This window comes from Virgisporangium aurantiacum, assembly GCF_016863635.1.
GTDB lineage: Bacteria > Actinomycetota > Actinomycetes > Mycobacteriales > Micromonosporaceae > Virgisporangium > Virgisporangium aurantiacum.
Window position 1 is genome coordinate 1 of record NZ_BOPG01000123.1, and the last position, 22025, is coordinate 22025.

The window sequence follows — 22025 nt, forward strand, 5'->3', positions numbered from 1 at the left end:
CACCACGCCCACCGCACCCTTGGGCCTGCACACCGTCACCATCACCGGCATCGGAACCACGGCGACCCGCTCGGTCACCTTCACCCTGGCCATCCACAGCCCGTCGTGCACCAACCCCGGGAACCAGTTCCTCAACTCCGGCTTCGAGTCCGGTGAGGCGAACTGGGCGCCGTCGCCGGGCGTGATCGCGCAGCGGACGGACGCCCGCACCGGCACGTCGAACGTGCTGTTCGCGAATCACCGCGCCGATTACGAGATGATTTCGCAGACGGTGACCGTGCCGACCGGATGCCCGTTCGTGACGCTGAGCTTCTGGCTGCGCGTCGAAACGACGGAGTGGCAGCCGACCGAGGAGAACGACCTCCTCCGGCTGGACGCCCAGACTGACGGGCGGGAGTACCAGTTGGCGTACTGGACCAGCGACAAGCCGACGAACGGGTACCAGCAGGTGACCATCGATGCCTCGAGGCTCGCCGGGCGCACGGTCAGAGTGTTGCTGTCGAGCTGGCAGGACGCATCGCTGCCCACCCGGTTCTCCGTCGACGACTTCGAGCTGAACGCGTACTGATCCCGTGCCACCCGGCCGGTTCAGCCCGTCCAGGGCAGCCGACCGGGTGGCCCCGGTCAGCTGAACGAGACGTCGTCGATGAGTACCTGGTCGCCGCTGGGCCTGTTGCCCGCCGAGCTGACGGTCGACCAGGCGTTCATCGGCACCGACGCGTTCAGCGGGACGTACTCGCTCGTGTTCGTCGTGGTGTTCGCGTGCAGCGTCCCGTCCGTGAAGACTGCGAGCCACAGCACCGGCGTCGGGCCCGAGTCGACCGTGAACGGGAACCCGCCCTCGTCGACGTTGGTGGACCACTGCAGCGCCTGGTGGCTTCCGCCGCTGGTGTCGTTCGTGATCCAGATCTGGGACGCCGTACTGCTCGCGTCCGCGCCGCGGGAATAGTTGCCCCGCGGGTCGTTCTCCCGGATCGGCGAGAGGCAGGGCGCGATCCGGCTGCTGACGAGAGCGATCACCAACATCGAGCCACTGGACGGACCGTCATGCAGGGTCAGCAGGGGTCCGGAAAGCCTCTCAGCTGGTCCGGCCCAAGGTCACGGTGCGGGATCCGGGTGTGAAGTCGCCGAAGGACTGTTGCCAGGACTCACCGGGCCAGTAGTACGTCACACGGCCCTCGACGGGCCGGTAGTGGGCTGTGTAGAGCGTTCTCGACCCCTGCTCGTCGACGGATTGGTACAGCGGCGGCTTCAGCATCGCCGCCACGTCGTCCGCACCCGCGGCGCGAATGGCGCGCAGCCGCTCCTGCGTCCGCAGGGCACGCTCCTGCTCGTCGGTCACCGGCAGGTGCTGGTGGTTGGCGGCGCAGGCATCCGGCGCCACCGTCGGTGACATATCCGGCCCCACGAACACCGTCACCGCCTTGGTGGGATCGACAAGGGTGAGGTTCTGGGGGACGGCGACCGGCAGGGACCGCAGCCTGCCGACCGCCTCATCGACGGTGTCGCACGTCTCCAGCAGGTAGCGCACCACGACGAGAATGGCGAAGCCGCGTCCGTAGGCGGAACGTCCGCCCCAGGTGAGCGAGACCGCGAGACCGGCGTCGTTCATCCCGTCCAGCAAGCCCCACAGCATGTCCTGCATCCCGATCACGGGGCGCAGGAAGCAGGAGGAGACGATGGTCCCTTCGCACTGATCGGGCCGTAGGTCGTAGTTGCGCAGCAGAGTGCCGTTCTGGCCGATCTGGGTGCAGGACTGGGTGAACGGCCGCAGTGCCGCGTGGGTGAGGAAGGCTTCCGCCTCGGGCCGGTCGAGTTGGCCGGCCAGGCGATCCAGAACCGGGACCAGTTCCGGCATGTGCGTACGGAACAGCGCCCGAACACGGTCCGCGCCCTGCGGAGTCCGGCCCTCCTCGGTCAGCAGGCCCTCCATCTCCTGCCACAGGGTCCGGGCGTAGGCGGCCCACCGCCCGTCGCCGCCGTCGCCGACCTCGATCGCCTGGAAGGTCTTGTGTTCTTGCCGCACGGCTGCCACTCCCTGTGAGAATCGGCCGAGGTGAGGGCAACCTAGCTAATTGCGGGGTGAATCACCAGGTGGCCGCCATTTGGCCCCGGAGCGGACCAGGGCGACGAGGTGGGCGCCGGTGATCGCCCGGCGGGAATCCACGGTCGGAAGTGGGCCGGCCTATCATTTGACGCGCTCGAACCGGGTGATCGCGTCCAGCAGGGGCTTCTTGAGGTGGTCGCACACGTTCCGGCTGTTGAGTATCGACTTCAGATCCTCGGCGAGAGCCCAGCGCCGGGCCGGGTTCGTCTCGGCGAGCATCTTCTCGAAGCCGCCCGGGAAGTCCACGGGCAGGAGCCCGTGCTGGTACAGAGCCTCGCACGGGCCCGATCCGTCGCTGCTGCGCCGCAGGCACTCGGCGAGCACCTGCGGCGTGGGCGCGCCGGCCGACATCCGGAGGAGGTCCGCGGCGGCGGCGATGCGCATCAGGTCCCGGTTGTTGGTCGACGTCAGGAAGTTCGGGTCGAGTTTCAGCGGGTCGAGCTGGTTGCGGAACACGTTCCACGTCGGCGCCGTCCGGGGTGGAGCCTTGCTGTCGGCATCCTTGAGCGACTGCGCCGCGGCCATGATCTTCTTCTCCTCCTCGGGCGTGACGACCTCCCCCTTTCGGACGAAGGTGACGACCTTGCTCAGGTCGTCCCAGTGCATCAGGATCTCCCGGATCTCGGCCAGCGTGATCACCTCGGCGTGGGCCGGCTTACCGGCGGTGAGGGAGGCGTTGATCGCCTTGGTCTTGAACGTCTTGTAGTTCACCACGTCGTCGATCTTCACGCCGTCGAGGCAGTAGTAGACCGGCTTCGGCGGGTTCGCGTTCAGCGACCACCACAGGCCCATCTTGCACGCGAACGAACCGAGGTGCTTGCCGAGGTCCTGACCGCCGTCCCGCGCGGTCACGAACTTCGCCGACGGCGGCCGGGTGGACAGGAACGTGAGGAACTCGGTGCACTGCCGCCGGTACTCCTGGATGAACTCCTCGGTCTGGTGTCCGGCGTACAGTTTCGGCCTGGCCGCGAAGCAGGCGCGGATCGTCTTGACTCCCTCCTCGACCATGAGGGGAATGGTCGTCGCGGGATCGGCGATCAGCTTCTCGTAGTTCGCCCTGTTGAGCACCGGCCGGACCCCGTCGAAGATCTCGATCATCCGGAACGGCCGTTGCCCGACCTCCGTGTGGTGCGCCGCCCGGACGTACGGAAGGCGCATGCTCTCGAAGCCCCAGATCATCCCGGGCCGGTCGCGGATCATCCGGACCAGCCCGCTCTTCTCGACCTCCTCGTAGTCGGTCTGGATCGGCGGATCCGGCAGTTTGCCGATCGCGGCGAGCGCGTCCGTGGCGCCGTCGACCCGATCCTTGCGGTACAGGTCCAACTCCTTCTGCTCGGCGGGTGTCCGCTGAGTCCGTTTCTGCAGTCCCACCGGTCGCATGTACTCGGCCAGCACGTGCGCGATCGGCTGGACGAAGCCGCTGAACACCCCGTCCTCCTCGTGCTTCGCCCTGGCGGTGACGCTCACGATCGCCGGCTGCAGGACGTCGACGCCCTTCTCGATCATTTTGCTGACGGTTCCGAACTCGCCGGCGTTCCAGAACAGGTTGTAGGCGAGCGCGGCAAGGCCGCGCTTGGACCCGTTGAGGCGCGTGACATCAAGATTCCTCGTGATCCATGAATTGAACTTCGGGTCCAGGCTCCCGGGCGGATCGAAGGTGCTCCAACAGCCCGCGAGAAGGCCCTCGGCCACCTCGGAACTGTCACCGACGCTCGCCAGCATGTTGCCGAGCCAGTCCGCGCGCGGGTTCAGCCCGTACACGGTGATGTCGTTGGCGATCGCGAGGAGCAGCGCGAGGAAGTCCGGTTGCTCGAGCCGGAGCTTCGTCACCACGTCGGGATTCCTCATGATCGCGTCGATCCACTCGATCATGGCCGTGAACCGCTCCTTCTGGCGGTCCGGGCGTTCCATGCGCAGCCAGTCGATGGCCGCCCGGCTCGTGTCGACAACCCCCTTCTTGAGATCCTTCAGGCACGCGGTGATGTAGTCCGCCGACAGCGGGTCCCCCGCCGGCATCGGTACGGGTGACTGCGCCACGCCCGGAACCGGGACGGGCGGACCCTGCGGCCGCTTGGTCTTGACGACGACCGCCTCGGTCGAGTTGCTGCGGTTGCGCCCCGGCGGGGGCGACGTGGTCGGCACCTGGCCGGACGGCACCGTGATCGCCGGCTGCCCCTGATTCGCCGGCTGGCCCTGGTTGGCCTGCTGGCCCTGGTTCGGCGCCGGGCGCTTCATGACGGCGGCGCCCGATCCGGCCCGGTCCCGCCTTATCGCTGTGCTCATGGCTGATGCTCCGTTTCCGGGTTACTGGACGTGGGCCTGGTAGGTCAGCACGAGGCCGACGTTGCGGAGGTTCTCCTTCGCGCCCTCCACCGTGAACCGCCACACCGACGGCGCGTTCGCGCGCAGCGCGAGACCCGGGGTGGGCAGCACCGTCGACTCGGACAGCGCCTGTTCCGGGTCGCCACCCAGCAGCAGGCGGGTGGCGGCGCCGTTCGCCAGCTCGTACGTCGCGCCCACCCCGCTGATCTGGTATCCGGCCAGGTCGGGGAACATGTCGGCGCTGAACGGCAGGACCAGGGCGGGCCGGTCGTCGGCCAGGAACTCCTCCCACTGCGCGGGGAACTCACGCGCCACGTCGAACAGGCGCGCGGCGGGCTGGGGGCGCAGCATGCCCCGGACCGTGTTGGCGAAGATCTCGCCACCCTGCTCGGCGGTGTACTTGACCGTGAACACGATGTCGGACAGGCCCGGCACCGCCCGGCGGCTGCGGGACAGCCGCCAGCGCGACACCGCGCCGGTGCCCTCGAACGGCAGGTAACGGTCGTCGTCGAAGCGCAACTCGAACAGTCCGTTGTTCTCCCGTCCGCCGTCGGGTTGGGACAGCGCGATCTGCTGGCTGGCGCGCCAGTCGCTGCGTACCGTTGCCGGCGCCGCGCCCTGCGGATCCAGCAGGTGCTTCACGGCCTGGGGGTCCGCCTCCAGCACGGTCCGGTGCCCGAGCTGGGTGAGCGTCGCGTTGACCGCCAGCGGCTGGCCCTCGGCGTCGAGGAACATGACGGTCACGGTGCGGATCTGGCGCCGGTAGTGACCCGGGAAGTCCTGGTCGAACAGCGCCTCCGTGAGCGCGAACTCGCAGCTTCCGGCGTCGCGCAGCCGCAGCAGCGCGAGCGGGTCCAGCTCCCGCAGCGAGAGCTGACGGGTGATCTCCATGCCGCGGCCGCCGGTGTCCAGGTACGCCCGGCCGAGCCGTTCCAGGTCCAGCCCGAGGGTGTCGCCGGCGAGCAGGCCGCCGCGTCGGCTCTGCCAGTACGCCGGGCGGATGAACGAGGTCGCCTCGCCCGCGGGCAGCCCGCGCTCGAACTGGAACGCCCGCTCGGCCGCGCGCGCCATCTCGTACGCCAGGTGGTACGCCTGGAAGTACAGCCCGGACAGCGTCCCGGACATCCACCCGTACAGCTCGGCGGTGCTGAACTTGTCCTTCATGAACGTGGCGACCGACTCGTTGTGCGCGATCTCCCGGTCCAGGATCTCCGCCTCGCGCCGGGCCACGGCGACCTGCTGGACGGCACCGGCGACGCGGTGCCCGAGCTGGACGACGTCGCTGCGGGCGGTGGTGAGCTGCAGGTTCCAGTCCTCCGTCAGCCGCTCGTGCTGGGCCTGGATGCCCAGCACCTCGCCGATCATGCTGAACGCCTCGCCGAACGACTCGGCGGTCTCGGCCGCCTTGTCCAGCGAGTCGCCGAGCTGCCGCCCGCCGGTGTCGGTGCCGATGATGAACGGGCCGGCGTAGAACTGCGGGACGGCGAACGCGATGCCGGCCGCGACCTTGAGCACGCCGGCCGCCAGGTGGGAGTCCGCGGCCGTGGACATCTTGTTGAGCTGGGCCTGTTCGAGCGCCGACATGCCGCCGGCGAGCAGCGCCTCGTAGTGGGTCACCCGGTCGCGCGCCGCGGCCTGGCCGGCGGTCAGCTCGACCAGGTTCTCCTCCGCGACGCGGACCTGCGCGTCCCGGATCGCCCGGGTCATCGTCAGGATCTCCCGCTGCTGCCGGCCCTGGAGCAGGCTCAGCTCCTCGGCGTCGCCACGCTCCAGCACGCTGAGCAGGTCGCCGCCGAGCTGCCGCAGCCGGTCGACCAGCTCCTGCGCCTTGCGGTACACGAACGCGAAGCGGTAGTGCGGGACGGCGGTCGCACCGGCCGGCACCACCTCGTCCGCCCCGCCACCGGTTGCGACGCTGCGGACCAGCGCCATCGGGTCGGCCGGTGGCTCGAACAGCGGCAGCGGCTGGGCGATCCCCATGATGTTCAGGGACTGCCGGATCTTGTGCAGCCGGTCCGCGACCCGGACCCAGTACTCGTCGAGGACAGTGTTGCCGGGGATGTGGAAGCCGGCGTTGGTCACGCCCGCGTGCACGGCGCCGGCGCCGGTCACCATGGCACCGCCGCTGGTCAGGAGGTCGACCAGGTCGCGGGCGGCGGGCTCGGCGGCGGGCTCGGCGGCGGGCTCGGCGGCGGGCTCGGCGGCGGGCTCGGCGCCCGGCCCGGCGGGCAGGCCGCCCGGCGGCAGCCACGTGCCGAGCTTTTCGGGCCGCTCGCCCAGCAGGTCGTGGGCGAGGACGTACAGCATCCGCGCCTCGTCGACGCTCTCCGGGGTGTACTGGCGGAACAACAGGTCACCCCAGTCGAGCAGGTTGTCGATGTAGCCCATGACCACCGCCCGCCGGTAGGCCACCGGACGCAGGTCGGCGATCGCGTGCGGGTCGAACGGGTTGTCCCGGTACGCCTTCAGCAGCGCCTCCTGGTCGCCGAGCAGGTCGAACTGCCGGGTCACCCCGGCCACCATGAGCGTGCGCTCGCGCAGGCCCGCGACGGCCGCGGCCTGGGCCGCGGTGAGGTCCGGCCGGGCCGCCAGGGCGGCCACCGCGGCGGCGACCGGCGCGTGCGTCGCCGGGGTGGCGACCGCGAGTAGCGCCGCCCGCTCCGCGTCGGTGACGGGCCCGCGGTTCTGCGCGGCGGGCACGGCCAGGGTCCGCAGGGCGTCGAGGACCGGCACCAGCGCCGCCGACAGGTCGTCGGCGGGCAGGCCCAGATCGCGGACCAGGGCCTCGTCGCGGCGCAGCGCCGCGGTCAGCGCCGGCAAATCGACCGCGAGGAAGGGCAGGAACCGCCAGTACGAGCCGGGGTTGGTCGGGTCGAAAACGTACTCGTACCAGCGGCGCGCGTCCTCGAAGCGCTGGGCGCTGTTGAGCGCCTGCGCGATCAGCAGGGGCGCGTGGAAGAAGATCTCCCAGTAGTACAGGCCGTTGGCGCTGCGGAAGTCCAGGTGCGACCCGGTCGGCAGGCGGCTGGCGTCGACCAGGTCGCCCCGGACCAGGATCACCCCGTCGGCCGCGGTCGCGTCGGTGGTGGTCGTGGCGGTCGGGTCGTCGGCCGCGGTCGGGTCGTCGGCCGCCGGGACGACCTCGACCTCGTCGGTCTCCTGGGTGGACAGGTCGAGCAGCGCCGGCACCCCGCCGGAGAGCAGCCGGCGGTTCAGCGCCGACGCGGTGCCGGTGGTCAGCCGGATGATTTCGAAGGGCAGGGAGGCCACCTCGTACGGCCGGGGCACCGACGACGTCTGGTCGAACCGCGCGTACGTGTCGCCGACGAACAGGAACAGGTCCGGGCCGCTGTCCAGCGCGGCGTCGAACGGTGACGACCCGCCGCGCGGCAGGTCCCCCCACGCGCCGGCGATCGGCAGCAGTTGCGCCGGGTCGGCCGGCAGGTCGGACGGCTCCCCGGCCGCGTCCAGGCGGGCGTACCCGTCGCTGCAGAAGACGTACACCACGTCGCCGCGGGTCAGCACGGTGTTGATCGGCTGCGGCAGGTCCGCGGGGTACTCCGCGTCGATGAGGTCGGGCACCGCCCCGTTCGCGCCGAGGGCGTACCGGACGTACGTGTCCCCCGACGCGAGGAACAGCCAGCGGTCCGGACCGCTGCGACCGACCCAGGCGGCGTCGACGATCTGCGAGGTGGCGAGGGCGGTCGTCGCGTAGGTCGGGCGGGTCGTGCGCGCGCGGCCCGGGACGATCTCGTGGTACTGCGCCTCGTCGTTGTCGAAGTAGTACGCGGTACCGTTCCGCCAGACCGCCGCGGCGAACGTGAGGTCGGCCGGCAGGCCGTCCTCGTCAGCTTCCGCCAGCGGGCGCGGGTACCCCTCGTCCATCGTCCACGGGTCCTCCTGGCCGCGCGTGTAGCGGGCGTACGAGTACGCGTCGCCGTCGCGGGCCACGAGGAACGCGGCGGTGTCGGTCAGGAGACCGGTGACGAGGGTGGTGAACCCTTCGGGCCCGCCCACCAGGGTCCAGAACTCCGCGAGCGGGCGGTCCGTGCCGAGGTCCGCCGAGGTCACGAAGCGGCCGGTGGTGCCGTCGGGCCAGGTGTAGCCGTGGTCGACGAAGTACTCGACCCCGTCCGGGCCGGTGCAGGCGGCGTCCACCCGCGGCCAGTTCGGCAGGAGGTCGCCGTTGCCGGCCAGGTCGCGCGGGTAGCCGCGGTCGATGGCGCCGAACGGCGTGCCGGTGAACCGCACGTACCCGGGGCCGGACAGGACGAACGTGTACGTGCCGCGGACGAGTACCGCGTCCACGTCACCCGCCGCGGCCAGGACCGTCGGCACCCTGCCCCACCGGGTCCCGGTCGCCGCCTTGGTCGGGCGGGAGACCCCGGCCTTGAAGTACCGGTACTCCTTGTTGGTGTTGTCGAAGAAGTACCGGTCGCCGCCCGGCACCTCCACGGCGGCGTCCACCGGTGCCACCCGCGGCACCCGCTCCCGGTTGCCGGCCCGGGACAGCCAGGTCGTCTCGGCGTCCGCCACCGTGACCGGACGGCAGAGGAAGCTGCCGCCCTTGTGGTCGACGCTGAACCAGGACTCCGTGCCGGTCGGGTCGTCGAAGCGCACCACGTCGGCCGGGTCCACGGGGTCGACGAAGACGCGCGAGAGGCGTCCGGCGGTGAACTCGCGGGCCGCGGCGGCCGCGGTCTCGGCGGCCGTCTCAGCCGCGGTAGCCACGTCACCCGTGGCGAGCAGGTCGACGGCGTACAACTCGGGGTTCAGCTCGAAGACCGCCCGCCCGACGACCGGCTCGGCGGCCGCGGCGGCGGGCTCGGCCGGTTCGGTCACCGTGTAGGTGCACGACACGACGATCGTCATCCGGTCGGGGGTCTTCATCCGCGGCGAGACCACCAGCGTGGCGCCGGAGACGGTACCCGTCTCCGCGACCCCGGTGCCCAGCGTCTGCGCCGGCACCCACTGCTGGTTGAGGTTCTGGAACGAGTAGCAGATGCGGACCCGCTGGGTCCGGCCCTGCCCCGAGACCACCTGCTGGTCGGCGGTGGTGCGGGCCACCACGGCGGTGCCGGTCGGCGCGTCCTCCGGTACCGTCTCGGGCACCGCCCAGAAGACGAACACCCGGCCGAAGGCGTGCACGGGGTGCACGTGGTCCGCGTCGATCCGCAGGTCGACCGGCTGCCAGGGCTCCCACGACGCCGACAGGTTCGCGCGGCTCGCGAACTCGGCCCGCCGGTGGTAGTACCGGCGCGGGTCGGTCCTGGTGCGGCCGAACAGCACCAGCCGGCGCGGTCCGTCCGGAAGCTGGTCCTTGGTGTACACGTAGCCGCCGGCGATGGTCAGCCGGGAAACCTCGGTGTACTCGTCGAGGTAGCGCCGGTAGGCGCGGTCCACCGCGTCCCCGGTGATCTCGCCCTGCAGCAGGTCGCCCTCCAGCGCGCGGAACGCGGGGGTCCGCGTCGGGCGCAGCTCCGGCCGCAGGTAGTTCTCCGGGTACAGGAAGACCTTCCGGTTGGCCTCCCAGACGCGGTAGTTGCGCATCCACCGCCACCAGGTCCTGACCCGCTGCCGGGTGGCCGCGTCGCCGCCGGGCACCTCCAGGTTCAGCAGGTACCGGTGCAGGTAGAGCTGCGCCGCCGCGATCGCCTCGCGGACCCGTGACGTGCTGCCCCGGGCGCCCATCTCGACGTCGAGGAGGAACCGCTCGAACAGGTCGCGCGGCGTGCCGCCCTCGGTCGCGAGCACGGTGGCGACGAGCGCGTCCCGCTTGCACAGGTTCAGCTCGTCGTGCAGTTGGCGGGCGAGCACCGGCCACCGCTCCGCTCCGCTGCGGCGGCCGAGCAGGCCGTGCAGCACGTCGGCCGCGTCGTGGCACGCGGCGTCGGCGCGGCGCCAGGCGTCCGGGCCGTCGCCGCCGCTGTCGGCCGCGTCGACGTCACCATCGCCATCGGAGTCGACGCCGTCGGAGTCGTGCAGGCGCGACCACACGCCGGTGTACACGGTGGACGGTCCGGTGCCGAGCCGGTCGGTGAGCGCGAACAGGTCGGCGAGCGCCAGCAGGAACTCCAGCTCCAGCACGTCCCCGTCGGCGCCGTCCGGCCCACCCGCGGCGCCACCGGCGAGCAGCATGCTGTGCCGGCGGCACCACTTCAGTTCCGCCACGTCCCAGCCGAACAGGTCGGCGACGTAACGGTACGGGTCCGCCACGGTGCGCGGCCCGGGCAGCAGGAAGGTGGCGAGGCCGCCGTCGGCGTCGCGGTGGGCCCGCGCCAGCGCCGCGAATCGCGCGATCGTGTACAGGTCGCTGAGGCGGTAGTCGGCCGCGTCGCACCAGCGGTGCCGGAACGGCTGCGGGTAGGTGCGGTCGACCGCGGTGTAGCGCTCGCCCGAGTAGCGCACGTACTCCCCGCCCCGGGCCAGGTAGGTGCGGCCGGCGAACCGGAACGCGCCGTCCACGCCGTTCTTCTCGAACTCCGCCGGCAGGTCGCCCCAGTTGTCCCTGATCCGCCGCGGGTAGCCGGGCTCGACGGTCGCCGGGGTGCCGGGCACGTACCGCACGTACTGCCCACCCGCGAACGCGTACAGCTCGCCGGAGCCGGCGACGAACGCGGCGTCGAGGCCGGCCCGCGCGGTGCGGAAGTCGTTGCGCACCACGCCCCATGCCCCGCGGATCGGCGTCCGGGTGGCCTTACCGTCCACAATGGTCAGACAGTCCCCGCCGGAGAACAGGTACGTGCGGCCGTCGCCGGCCTGGAAAGCCGCGTCGATGCGGTCGTGGAACTCCTCCGGCAACGCGCCGACACCGAGTTCGCCGGGCAGCCCGGCCGCGATGGTGCGGGGGTACCCGTCGTCCACGCGGCTGTAGTCGGCGCCGGTGTAGCGCACGTACTGGTCGCCGGAGAAGAGGTAGGTGTGCTGGCCGGCGACGAGCGCCGCGTCGACCCGCCCGGTGTCCGCGACGCTGTTGCGGACCCGGCCGAGAATGCCGACGTCGTACGCCGCGGTGACCTCGCGGGAGACCGCGTGGCAGGTGCGGCCGACGAACAGGTACACGGTGCGGTCGTCGGCGACGGCCGCGTCGACCATCGACCGGCTGCCGGCGGCGAACCGCTCCGCGAGATCGTCCTCGACGGCCGCGGGCAGCGCGGCGAACGCCTCCTCCGACCGGATGTTGCCGACGATGCGCTTCGGGTATCCCGGGTCGGCGTAGCGGTAGTCCGCGCCGCTGTAGCGCACGTACTGGTCGCCCGAGAACAGATAGGTGACGCCGCACTGCACGACGGCGGCGTCCACGACGTCGTCGCCGGTGCGGGCGAGGAAGTTGTTGCGGGTCCGGCCCCACCGGGCGCGGATCGGCTCGCGGCCGCCCGCGGACCGGCCGTCGTGGCGGACGAACTCCTCGCGCAGGAAGAAGTACGTGGCGCCGTCGCGACCGGTGAACGCCGTGGTGAGCCCGTCGACCGGGCCGATGCCGGGCCATAGCCGCGCCAGCGGGCGCGCGTGCGACCAGGTGTCGGTGACCTCGTTGTGCTGCAGGTACGTCCCGCCGGTCACCAGCAGCATGCTGTTGCCGCTGTGCAGCACGGCCTGCGGCAGCGTGAACCCGGCGGGGCGGTGCTCGTCGGGTACCGCCCAGAACGAGGCGTCGGTCGTGCGCGGGTACCCCTCGTCGGGCCGGTCGTAGTCGCTGCCCGAGTAGGCGACGTAGCGGATCGCACCGGTCGGGTCGAGCGGCTCGAACAGGTACGTGACACCGTCGTGCACGTACGCGAGAGCGACCCGGGTGAGCCCGCCCCAGTGCTCGGCGACCGCCCGGGGTTCCCCCGCGACCTCGGCGTCGAGGTAGGTGTCGCCGGTGTACACCACGAACTGGTCGGCCCGGAAGACGTACGTGCGGCCGTCCGTCCCGACGAACGCGGCGTCCACGGCGCTGTCGTGGTAGACGGCGTTGCGCGGCCGGCCCCACTCCTCGGCGAGCGGGTAGCCCCGGCCGAGGTCGACGTTGAAGCAGGTGGTGCCCTGGAACAGGTACGTGTTGCCGTCGGTGCCGCGCAGCACCGCGTCGAGGCCGGTGCGCAGGTCCGGCGGCACCGCACGCAGCAGCCGCGGCCGGACCTTCTCCCGGCCGACCGACGTCCCCTCCAGGGCGCTGTACCGGTACCACCCGTCCGGGTGCTCCACCACGACCGCGCCGTCCTCGACGAACGCGCCGCCCACCGCGTCGAGGGCGAGGTCGTCGTAGCGGCGATGGTCCACATCGGACACCACGTGGCAGCGGTCGCCGCTGAACAGGTACACGCTGCCGCGGTCGGCGAACGCGGCCGACACGCTGTCCACCGTGACCCGCAGGTTGCCCAGCCGCGGCTCCCGCGACAGTGCGCTGAGCCGGCGCGGGTAGCCGAGGTCGACCGTGCCGGGATCGTCGGGGTCGGCGGCCGGGTCGACCGCCGACCCGGCGGCGGGGCCGGCCGGGTGCGTGTAGCGGACGAACTGGTCGCCGGAGAACAGGTACGTGTACGTCGACCCGTCCCCGCCGTCGGTGACGAGCACCGCGTCCACCCGGCCGGTGCGCGCGATGTTGTTGACGACGTTGCCCCAGAACGGGGTCACGGCCGCCGGATACCGGTCGTCGACGCGGGTGTAGTCCGCGGTGGAGTACCGCACGTACCGCTTGCCGGAGAACAGGTAGGTCCGGTCGTCGGCACCGACGAACGCGGCATCGACGCGGTCGAACTCGAACGGCACGCTGTCCCAGTGCTTGTCCAGCGACCGCGGCTCGGACCACCAGCGGCGCTTGTTGTCGAACACGATGAACTGGTCACCGGAGAACAGGTACGTGCGGTTGTCCCGCCCGGTGAGCACGGCGTCCACGCGGGCGAACGGGCCGCCCTCGGCGGCCAGCGCGTCGGGCAGGTTCCAGAAGTTGTCCGACACCGGCCGCGGGTAGCCGGGGTCGGCCGCCGCGTAGTCGCGGGTCGAGTAGCGCACGTGGAAGGCGATCTCGGTGGTCGGGTCGCAGCGCACCTCCAGGCGCTGCGCGGTGCGGCGCAGCACCAGCCGGACGCCGTGCTCCGCGACGAGTTCCCACGCCGGGCCGCTGCCGGACACGGTCGCGTCGTCGGCGACCGTGATGCCGTGCGCGAGCAGCCGCTGGCGCAGGTCCCACGGCAGCCGACCGGCGTCCAGCGCCTCGGCGTGCTGGCCGGCCGCGACGTCGAACAGCAGCCCGGCGGCGCCGAACAGGTAGGTCGCGCCGTCCTGCACGAAGGCGGCGTCGACGCGGCGCAGCCCGCCCCAGTCCCCGGCGACGCGCCGCGGGTATCCGACGTCCACGATGGAGTAGTCCGCGCCGCTGTAGCGCACGTACCGGTCGCCGCTGAACAGGTAGGTCCGACCGTCCATGCCGACCAGCGCCGCGTCGACGGTGCCGCCCGGCAGCACCGGCTCCAGCCGGCCCCACCGGTGCGCGGTCGCGACGGAGCTACGGCCGGGGGTGAGGATTTCGCCGCTGACGAACCCGCCGGCGGTACCGTCGCGCAGCGCGACCGTCCGGCCGTCCTTGAACAGGTGCACCACGCGGGAGCGGTCGGCGAAGGCCGCCTCCACGCCACCCTCGAACTCGGCCGGTACGTCACCGAGATGCGTCTCGATCCGCTGCGGGTACCCGTCGTCGGCGCACAGGCCGACCGACTCGACGCCGGCGGAGTAGCGGGTCACCTGGTTGCCGGCGAACACGTACAGCGCCGACCCGTCCACGTACGCGGCGTCGACCCGTCCGGCGCCGGCGAGCGCGTTGGCGGCCGTCCCCCACGTACCCGCGACCGGCTGCGCGGCGGCGCCGTCGCGCAGCGGCAGGAAGCTGTCACCGGCGAAGAGGTAGGTGGTGTCGTCGCGGCCGTGGAACGCGGCGTCCAGCGCCGTGGCGAACCGGCCCGGCAGCGGCGCCGTGCGCCGCTCGGTCTCCGCCCACGCGCTGATCGGCCGCGGATACCCCTCGTCGACGTGGGTGTGGTCGTCGCCGGAGTACCGGACGTACTGGTCGCGGTGGAACAGGTAGGTGCGCCCGCCGTCGTCGACGAACGCGGCGTCGACGCGGACCGGGTCGTCGAAGGCGTTGGTCACCACACCCCACTCGTGCACGCGGCGCAGCCACCGGGGGTGGCCGGGCTCCCGGACGAACGTGTGCGCCGCACCGGCCGCGTCCCGGCCGACGATCCACTCGGCGCCCGCGGCGTCGGTGAAGGCGGCGTCGACCCCGACGAGCACGCCCAGCGCCGGGGACAGGTCGGCGAACTCCCGCGGCTCCTCCTCGACCAGCGCGTGGGTGGTGGCGGAGTACACCCAGACGTCGGCGCCGTGGAACACGTACACGGTGCCGTCGGCGCTGTCGAGCAGCGCGTCGATCCGGTCGACGCCCGCGGGCAGCGCGAGCGGCTCCGGAAACTTGCCGGTCAGGTCCTGGTCGCGGAACGCGAGGCGGACCTCGTCGGCGTCGAGGTTCAGGGCCGTGGCGAACCGGGCGAACCCGCGCATCCGGCGCAGGGCCCGGCGCAGACCGGGGTCCACCGCAGCGGCGGCCGGGTCGTCGAGCGCGGGCGCGACCAAGAGGTCGAGGGCGCGGTCCGCACCGCCCGCGACGGCCGTGCAGATCGCCTCGATCGTGGTCGGCGGGGCACCGAGACCGTCGCGGAGCGCGGCGAGCAGGACGGCGCGCTGCCCGGTCACGAGGTGGGCCAGCACCCCGGCGATCTCGGCGGTGGCGGCGTCGAGTTCGGTCGCCACGGCGTGCAGGAGGAGGAAGAGGTCCCGGTTGAAGTCGGTCAGCCCGGGGAGGGTGAAGTCCGCCGCGTTCGGGGCGTACGCGAAGTACGCGATCCGGTCCGGCGCGACGGCGAGCGTGCCGGTGAGGTGCCCGTCGTCGAGGAGTTGGGCGACCAGGCGGCGGCGCTCGTCGGGGCTGAAGCCGAGCGCGGCGAGGTCGGCCGGGTCCAGCCGGTACGGCCGGGCGTCGGCCAGGATCACCCGGAGCTGGTATGCGATCGTAGCGTTCTCCTCCGGCGTGAACCCGGCCAGGTCCAGCGTCGCGTCCGGGTCGGCCAGCCGGTCGGCGGTCTCGCCGGTGAGCCGGCCCGCGCGCAGATGACGCCCTGCGAGCAGGGCGACGACCCGCCGCGCGATGGCCGCGTCGGCGAGGTCACGCAGGTCGTCGGGGCCGATCGTGTACGCGCGGGTGCGCGCCTCGGCGAGTTCGGCCCGCACGGCGTCCATGACCTGGCGGCGGTACGGGTGGAACTCGGCGGCGAGGCTCAGCTCCGCCGGCGCCAGCCCGATCAGGCCGGCCGGGTCGGCGTACCGGCCGTCGGCGTCCAGGTGACCGTTGAACCGCAGGCTGTCGATCAGGCGGGCGCGCTGCTCGTCGCCGAGCGGGAGCGCCGCGAAGATGGCTGGATCGAGCGCGGGCCGCTGCGGGTCGCCCGTGAAGCGGGCGAGCCGGTCGCGCAGCAGCTCGTACACGTCGGCGACGACGTCGGCGAGGTCGACGTCGACGGCGAACGCCGTCCGGTTCGCGGGCTCGGTGAAGAACGCGGGCGTCACGACGGCGCCGTCGGCGGTGAGGTGGCCGTTGAAGACCAGGTTGTCGTACAGCTCGGCGCGCCCGGCGTCGGTCAGATCCGACAGCGTCGCGAGGTCCGACGGGAAGAAGGAGACCGGCTCGCCGTCAGCGACGCCGGTGCAGAATTTGCCGACGAGGTCGAACAGCTCGTCGCGGTGCGCGCCGAAGTCGCCGGTCAGGCGCAGGTCGGCGGCGGCCTCCGGGACCCGCGCGGCCATCACCGCGCCGCCCGCGCCGAGGTGACCGGTGACCGTGAGGTTCGTGTAGATCTTGTTGGTCAGGCGCTCGGACAGCCCGAGGCCGAGGAAGTCGTTGGCGGCGACCGCCGCGAGTTCGGCGAGGGCGGCGTGCGCCGTGCCGGTCACCCGCTCCGGGTCGACGCGCAGCAGCCGGCCGCTCCCACCTGCGGCTCCGGCCACGACGTCGTGGATGACCTGCGCCGCCCGGTCGCCGAACCGCTCCGACCGGAACATCCCGGCGGTGGGTTCGATCGCGGCGAACTGCTCGCGCAGGCTGTCGAGGACGGCCCGGTCGGCCGCATCGTCGGCCGCCCCGTCGCCGACACCGAGGTCGGCGCCGCCGCCGAGGATGCCGGCCAGGTCCGCGGCGGACAGGCCGGTGTCCTGCATCCACCGCACCACGGCGCACAGCGTCTGCAGCAGCCAGAGGCTCGCCCCGGCCCCGGCCCCGGCCCCGGCACCGGCACTGGCCCCGGCCAGGATGCGGTCGTATCCCGGCGCGGCCACGGCATCCGACCCGCCGGTGTCGACGAGGACGGGGAACCGGTTGAACCGCGTGATCGACGGGTCGGCGGCCAGCGCGTCGAGCACGCCGAACAGGTCGGCGACGGAGATGCCCAGCGCGGCGGTGAGCCGGCCGATCCGGTGCAGGAGGGACAGCTCGTCGAGGCCGGTGTCCATGCGGTCGAAGTACCCGGTCACGCCGCGCTCGCGGTACCGGGTGACGACCGCCGCCACGTCGCGTTCGGCCAGGCCCACCGCGGCCGCCACCCGGCGGCGGTAGTCCGCGTTCGCCGCGGACCGGATGTCGCCGGTGCAACGCAGCTCGGGCCGGTCGGCGTAGTCCGGCGGCAGGTGGCCGGGGCCGCGCAGCACCGACCCCTCGACGGGGACGAACGCGACGTTGAACACCCGGTTGAACAGGTCGCGCGGGGCGGCCGCCGATGCGCTCCCGGCCGGGTCGCCGACGCCGCGGGTCTCGATCGGCGCCACCAGGCTCGCCACCACGTCGAGCGGCAGTTCGAGCGTGCGGTGCAGGTGGACCAACGCCGCGACGGCCCGCAGCGCCGGCCGGTCGATCCGGTTCCCGGCGCAGGTCCGCAGCACCAGCTCCAGGTCCACGAAGGACATTCCGAGCCGGCGGGCCAGCCGGACGAACCGGTTCACCCGGTCGAACCAGGCGACCGGTACGGGCTCGGCGCCCCCGGCGTACACCAGCCGCCGCGCGTCCGGGGTGAGCGACACCACCCCGTCGCGGTGGACGAAGAAGTCAGCCGCTGCCGCGTGCTCCGCCGCCGCATACTCCGCCGCGCCGAGCGCGCCGTACAGCAGCTCCCACAGCTCGGCCGCGTCGAGCCCGGTGGCGTGGCGGAACCGGTCGACGTCGGCCAGTTCCACGAACGCGTCGGTGGCGTCGTCGAGGTGGTAGCACGCGCGCAGCTCGGGGCCGTCGGCGAGGACCGTGGTCACCACCGCCACGTCGGCCGCCGTGAGGCCCAGGTACTCCCGCGCCACCACGTCCGGGTCGGGCCGCGGCGCGAAGCGCCGGTACAGCTCGACCGGGTCGACGTGCAGCTCGCGCAGGAGCTGCCGCAGCCGCTCGTCGCCGAGGGAGAACGGCGCCGCGAACGGGAACCGCTCCCGGGCGAGCAGCGTGAACGCCTCGGCGCTGCCGCCCTCCGCGAGCCGGCCGGCGAGGACCTCGTTGACGATGTCGAGGTACGGCAGGTCGGCGTAGCCGTCGCGGAGGTCGCGCAGGACCTCGGCGACGTCCGGCCGGCGCTCGCCGAAGCCCGCGGCGCCCGCGGGCTCGTCGGCGAGCCCGATCAGGTCGGCGAGATAGGCCGCCGGTGAGTACACCGACAGCGACTCGTCCACGGGCCGGAAGTCGAGGTCGCCGAACAGCGAGTCGTAGCTGGGCAGGGAGCCGTCCGGGTGCATGTGTCCTCCTGAGGTGTCCGGCGTCGGGGTGTCACCGGACCGATGGGAGGACGTGGCGGGCCCGTGCGTGATTCAGGCTGTCGGGTTCCCGATGTATCCCTTGCGATGTTGTGTTTGCAACGTTGATCGGGCAGGTGGGAGGAGGTGCCCGTGCCGACCTTCGGCGAACTGGACGCGATCCGGGCCCGGCCGCAGCCGGCCTACCCGCAGTACCCGGCGCTGCGCGCCGAAGCCGAGCGCACCGTGCCCCGCTTCGCCGATCCGGCCAGTCTGCACCGTGCCCCGCTTCGCCGATCCGGCCAGGCGAAGAGGCTGTACGCGCGGGAGGACCACCTGCTCGCTCGCATCCAAGCGGATCGGAGGCTGCTCAATGTGGTCCCGGAACTCGCCGATCACGATCGAAATCGCAATCCGGCCATGGTCGCGGCCGCTCTGCGGGCCAACGAGATGGTCGTCGTCTGTGATCACGATGCTTGGGCGGTCGAGTCTGCCCTGATCAGGATCGACCTGGTACCGGTGAACGACCTCGGATTTGCCGCGCCATGCGCTGCAGGTCCGGACAGATCCCCCCTGAACCCGAACGAAGATCGCGTTCGGTGGGGAAATGATGTGTCCGAACCGCAACCCCACACGAATCGGCGGTTGACGTCGGGGTAGTGGTGAAGAGGATTTCGTGAGGGCTGAGTCCTGACCCTCCGGGAGGTCGGGCTGGTCGATCGAAGCCGCGTTCCGGGGTCGCTTGACGCTGATGACGACATGCTTCCCGACGTACTTCTCGATCAGGAAGATCAGGTTCTGGCCGTCGACGAGTTGCATGCGGCCGTGTTCGTGGGCCTTCTGGCGGCCGCCGGCCGTGAACCAGGAGGTGGTGACGAGGATTCCTCGTCCCGCCTTCTTCTCCTCCATGGTGCCGGCCAGTTCGCGGATGTGGTTGACACCGACGATCGATCGTGACGTCGCCTACCGCGTCCTGACGTTCCTCGAAGATCGACGCGCAATCTACGAGGTCCAAGGTCGGGCGGTCTGGGAGCACGTCGTCGCGTCGATTCTGGAGATCCGCCAATTCCTGACCGATCGTCGCCCCAGGCGGGCGGCCGAAGGATCTATCTCGGGTCGAGGAACCCCCCGGCGACTTGCCGCCCTCCGGCGGGTTGTGGGAGAGCAGGTGGCCTTGATCGCTGTGCGGTCGTCCGCCGTACGGGCTACCGACTGGTGGATGCCGGCGAGCATCCGAATCGGGCGCACGCGCGGTGGGGACGGCGGTTACGTCGGCTGGATCCGGATCCGATGACTGCGCCGCATGTGCGGTGGATCTTCGCGCGGCGGTTGGCCGGCGAGAGTACTGCGGGGATCGCCAGGGCGCTCAACGAGCGCGGGGTGCTGCCGCCGTCGGGTCATGATCCAGAGCGGAACCGGCACCGCGCCGGCACATCCAGATCCGGGGGAAGGGCAGCGCGCAGCTCGGTCAGCGGCACGACCGCGTCGGGCCAGGCGGCCAAATCAGCGTACGCAGCGCGGATCTGGGCCTCCAGGTCGCGGGTGTCGCAGCGAGCGCCTCGTCGGTGGGCCGGTCCGGGATCGTGACCGTGGTGGGGGTGAACGAGGTGCTGGTCATAGAGCTCGGGCACCGGCTTCGGCCCGGGTCTGCCGATCGTCGCGTCGATCGCGGCCGTGCTCGGCGGCGTGGTGCCGGCCGAGCCACGCCCGGCCGGCATCACGGTCACCGTGGTGATCGACTCCTGACAAACGCTGCCGAAGAGTCGGTCAGGGGATGTTCACCGTCTTCGTGCCCTTGCGCGGCACGGCGACCGGGATTCCGGCGACCTTCATCAGCTGCGGCCCCACCACCGGCATCGTGTACCGGCCGTTGGTCACCGAGGCCATGCCCATGATGTCGCCGGTGACCGCGTTCGTGGCGATGACCCAGCCGGTGTCGTCCGGTGCGGTGCCGGTGATTGTCGCTTCGCCGGCCAGCGTCATGTCGTACGTCGTGGTGCCGCCGGCCGTCACCGCGATGCGCTGGGCGAGGTGGCGGTTGCCGACGTTGCCGGACCACTGGAGCGCCTTATCGAAGTCGGTGAACAGGAGCGGCCACTGGTACGGCCCGAGCTGGTCGATCGTGTACCGGCCGTCGGCGCCGATGTCCGCGGCCAGGTCCGTGGTTCCAGAACCCGGGTGCCAGGACAGCGGGCTGACGACGCCCCGCTTGGCCGGTACCCCGGGCGCGGTGAACACCCGGCCGGTGATGGTGCCGGCCCGGTCGAGCCGGATGGCGGGGACCGTGACGGTCTGGCCGGCGACGGCGTTGACGACCCGGGCGAGCAACTGGTTCCCGGTGCCGCCGTTGGGGCCGACCCACTGAGCGCCGTATCCGCTGCCTACCTCCGGTCGCACGAACAGCGACTTGGGCCCCGGTTCCAGGTAGCCCATCCGGATCTTCCCGGTGCTGTCGCTGCACGCCGAGAATACGTCGGGTCCGAGATTGACCGACGTGACCGACACTACGGCCAGGCACGTGGAGGGTACCGGGGCACCGGTCGCCGCGTCGCGGACAACGGTCTCCACGACGGCCGCCGGCCGCAGCGTGACTGCCACGTCGAGCGTGCCGGTGGGCGGCGCCTGAACGGTCACCTCGCCCTGGAAATGCCCGCCGGTGCTGTCCGTAACGGAGACCGTGGTCGGCCCGGTGGCGACGTCCGTCAGGACGAGCTGGCCGCTGCCTCCGCTGCACTCGCTCCGCGAGTCGGCGTTGGCGCAGAAGTCCGCGATCGCCGCACCGGTCACCGCATCCTTGGCGGTTACGCGGAGGCTGCTGGTGGGCAGGAACTTGTCGGCGAGGTCGAGCGTCGCGCCCGCGGCGACGGTGTACCTGGCCGCCGTTTCCTGGGTCTTCGATCCGACGAAGTACTGCATACGGCTGTAGTCACTGTTGGTGAACACGATCCGGTATTCGCCGGGCAGCACCTTGACGCTGAACCGCCCGGCGCTGTCGGCCGTGGTGTAGGCGCCGCCGACCGTGTCGACCGGCCATACCTGCACCGACGCTCCGGCCAGTGGGCTGCCGTCGGCCTGGCTCACCTGTCCGCGCACCGTGCCGGGCAGAAGCAAGCGCTCGTCGACGGTGAGAGCGGCGCCGTCGGCGACGGTGAACAGTGTGCCGTCGGACCGCGTCGTCTTGCCGGGCACGTACTGCTCCAGGAAGTACTCCTGGTCAGGTGCCACGCCGATCCGGTAGCGGCCCACGGGCAGCGTCAGCGTGTACCGCCCGCCGGACGTGGTGGCGTAGCCGGTGTAGCCGCCGTCCTCGGCGTACGCGCGCACCGCGGCCGAGTCGGCCGGTGCTCCCGCCGGATCGGTGATCGTGCCCGTTATCCGCCCGACAGGCACCGCGACCTCGTCCACCGTGGTCACCGCGTCGCCGGTGACGGTGTAGACGCCGCCGGAGAACGGCCCCAGCTTTCCGGGCGCCCATTGGGTCGCGTGATCCTGATGCGTGAACTCCAGGCGGTACGAACCGGCCGGCACCGACAGCGAGTAGTGGCCCGCCTCGTCGGTGGCGGCGGTCGTCACCGGGTACAGCGGGTCGGCGTTGTAGGCCCTGACCAGCGCCGAGACGATCGGCGCGCCGGTGGCGGTGGTGTAGGTACCGGCGACGGTGCCGGTGTCGGCGGCAGCGGCCGGCGTGGCCGTTCCCAGTGCGGTGAGTATGGCAATGAGCGCAGCGGCTGCGGTGCGCCGCCGGCTCCCCCCGATAAGCAGAAGCACGGTCCCCCCTGACGTCGATGGAAATCGT

8 protein-coding genes and 2 pseudogenes are annotated in these 22025 nt (G+C 72.0%); 3 read left to right on the forward strand and 7 right to left on the reverse strand.

The window, feature by feature from the left end; genetic code table 11:
* Window positions 1-568 (forward strand): annotated as a pseudogene (locus Vau01_RS60545) (hypothetical protein); the annotation flags it as partial.
* Between the two features lie 56 nt (window positions 569-624).
* On the opposite strand, the gene Vau01_RS60550 reads toward Vau01_RS60545, so the two are convergent.
* The 5 genes from Vau01_RS60550 to Vau01_RS60570 all read right to left on the reverse strand — a co-directional run bounded on the left by Vau01_RS60550 (window position 625) and on the right by Vau01_RS60570 (window position 19177).
* Window positions 625-1026: a hypothetical protein gene (locus Vau01_RS60550; protein WP_204013688.1), complete on the reverse strand. Its 402-nt coding sequence runs from the start codon at window positions 1024-1026 to the stop codon at window positions 625-627.
* 52 nt (window positions 1027-1078) lie between these two features.
* On the reverse strand, window positions 1079-2026 hold the full coding sequence (locus Vau01_RS60555; protein WP_204013691.1) for a C45 family autoproteolytic acyltransferase/hydrolase: 948 nt from the start codon (window positions 2024-2026) through the stop codon (window positions 1079-1081).
* A gap of 162 nt (window positions 2027-2188) precedes the next feature.
* On the reverse strand, window positions 2189-4390 hold the full coding sequence (locus Vau01_RS60560) for a hypothetical protein (protein ID WP_204013694.1): 2202 nt from the start codon (window positions 4388-4390) through the stop codon (window positions 2189-2191).
* A 21-nt stretch (window positions 4391-4411) separates the two neighbouring features.
* Window positions 4412-18232 carry a Tc toxin subunit A-related protein gene (locus Vau01_RS60565; RefSeq protein ID WP_204013698.1) on the reverse strand — a complete coding sequence of 4607 codons (13821 nt, stop codon included), beginning with the start codon at window positions 18230-18232 and terminating at the stop codon, window positions 4412-4414.
* A 72-nt stretch (window positions 18233-18304) separates the two neighbouring features.
* Window positions 18305-19177, reverse strand: a complete 873-nt coding sequence (locus tag Vau01_RS60570) for a restriction endonuclease (RefSeq protein ID WP_275424063.1) — start codon at window positions 19175-19177, stop codon at window positions 18305-18307.
* On the opposite strand from Vau01_RS60570, the gene Vau01_RS65815 reads away from it, so the two are divergent.
* Together Vau01_RS65815 and Vau01_RS65590 are read left to right on the forward strand one after the other, a co-directional pair.
* Window positions 19137-19523 (forward strand): DUF6650 family protein, encoded by a 387-nt coding sequence (locus tag Vau01_RS65815; protein ID WP_506020887.1) that lies wholly within the window; start codon window positions 19137-19139, stop codon window positions 19521-19523. The genes Vau01_RS60570 and Vau01_RS65815 overlap by 41 nt on opposite strands.
* Window positions 19520-19582 (forward strand): annotated as a pseudogene (locus tag Vau01_RS65590) (hypothetical protein); the annotation flags it as partial. The gene Vau01_RS65815 and the pseudogene Vau01_RS65590, both read left to right, overlap by 4 nt.
* A gap of 44 nt (window positions 19583-19626) precedes the next feature.
* Here Vau01_RS65590 and Vau01_RS60575 read toward each other — a convergent pair.
* Both Vau01_RS60575 and Vau01_RS60580 read right to left on the reverse strand, forming a co-directional pair.
* Entirely contained in the window at window positions 19627-19956 is a 330-nt protein-coding gene (locus tag Vau01_RS60575) for a hypothetical protein (protein ID WP_204013717.1), read from the reverse strand.
* A gap of 40 nt (window positions 19957-19996) precedes the next feature.
* On the reverse strand, window positions 19997-21997 hold the full coding sequence (locus Vau01_RS60580; RefSeq protein ID WP_204013720.1) for a carboxypeptidase-like regulatory domain-containing protein: 2001 nt from the start codon (window positions 21995-21997) through the stop codon (window positions 19997-19999).
* Between the last annotated feature and the right edge of the window lie 28 nt (window positions 21998-22025).

Excerpts from the sequence above, each read along its gene's own strand:
- Vau01_RS65815 (WP_506020887.1), top strand. The coding sequence starts at position 19,137 with ATGGTGCCGGCCAGTTCGCGGATGTGGTTGACACCGACGATCGATCGT.
- Vau01_RS60550 (WP_204013688.1), bottom strand. The coding sequence starts at position 1,026 with ATGTTGGTGATCGCTCTCGTCAGCAGCCGGATCGCGCCCTGCCTCTCG.
- Vau01_RS60560 (WP_204013694.1), bottom strand. The coding sequence starts at position 4,390 with ATGAGCACAGCGATAAGGCGGGACCGGGCCGGATCGGGCGCCGCCGTC.
- Vau01_RS60565 (WP_204013698.1), bottom strand. The coding sequence starts at position 18,232 with ATGCACCCGGACGGCTCCCTGCCCAGCTACGACTCGCTGTTCGGCGAC.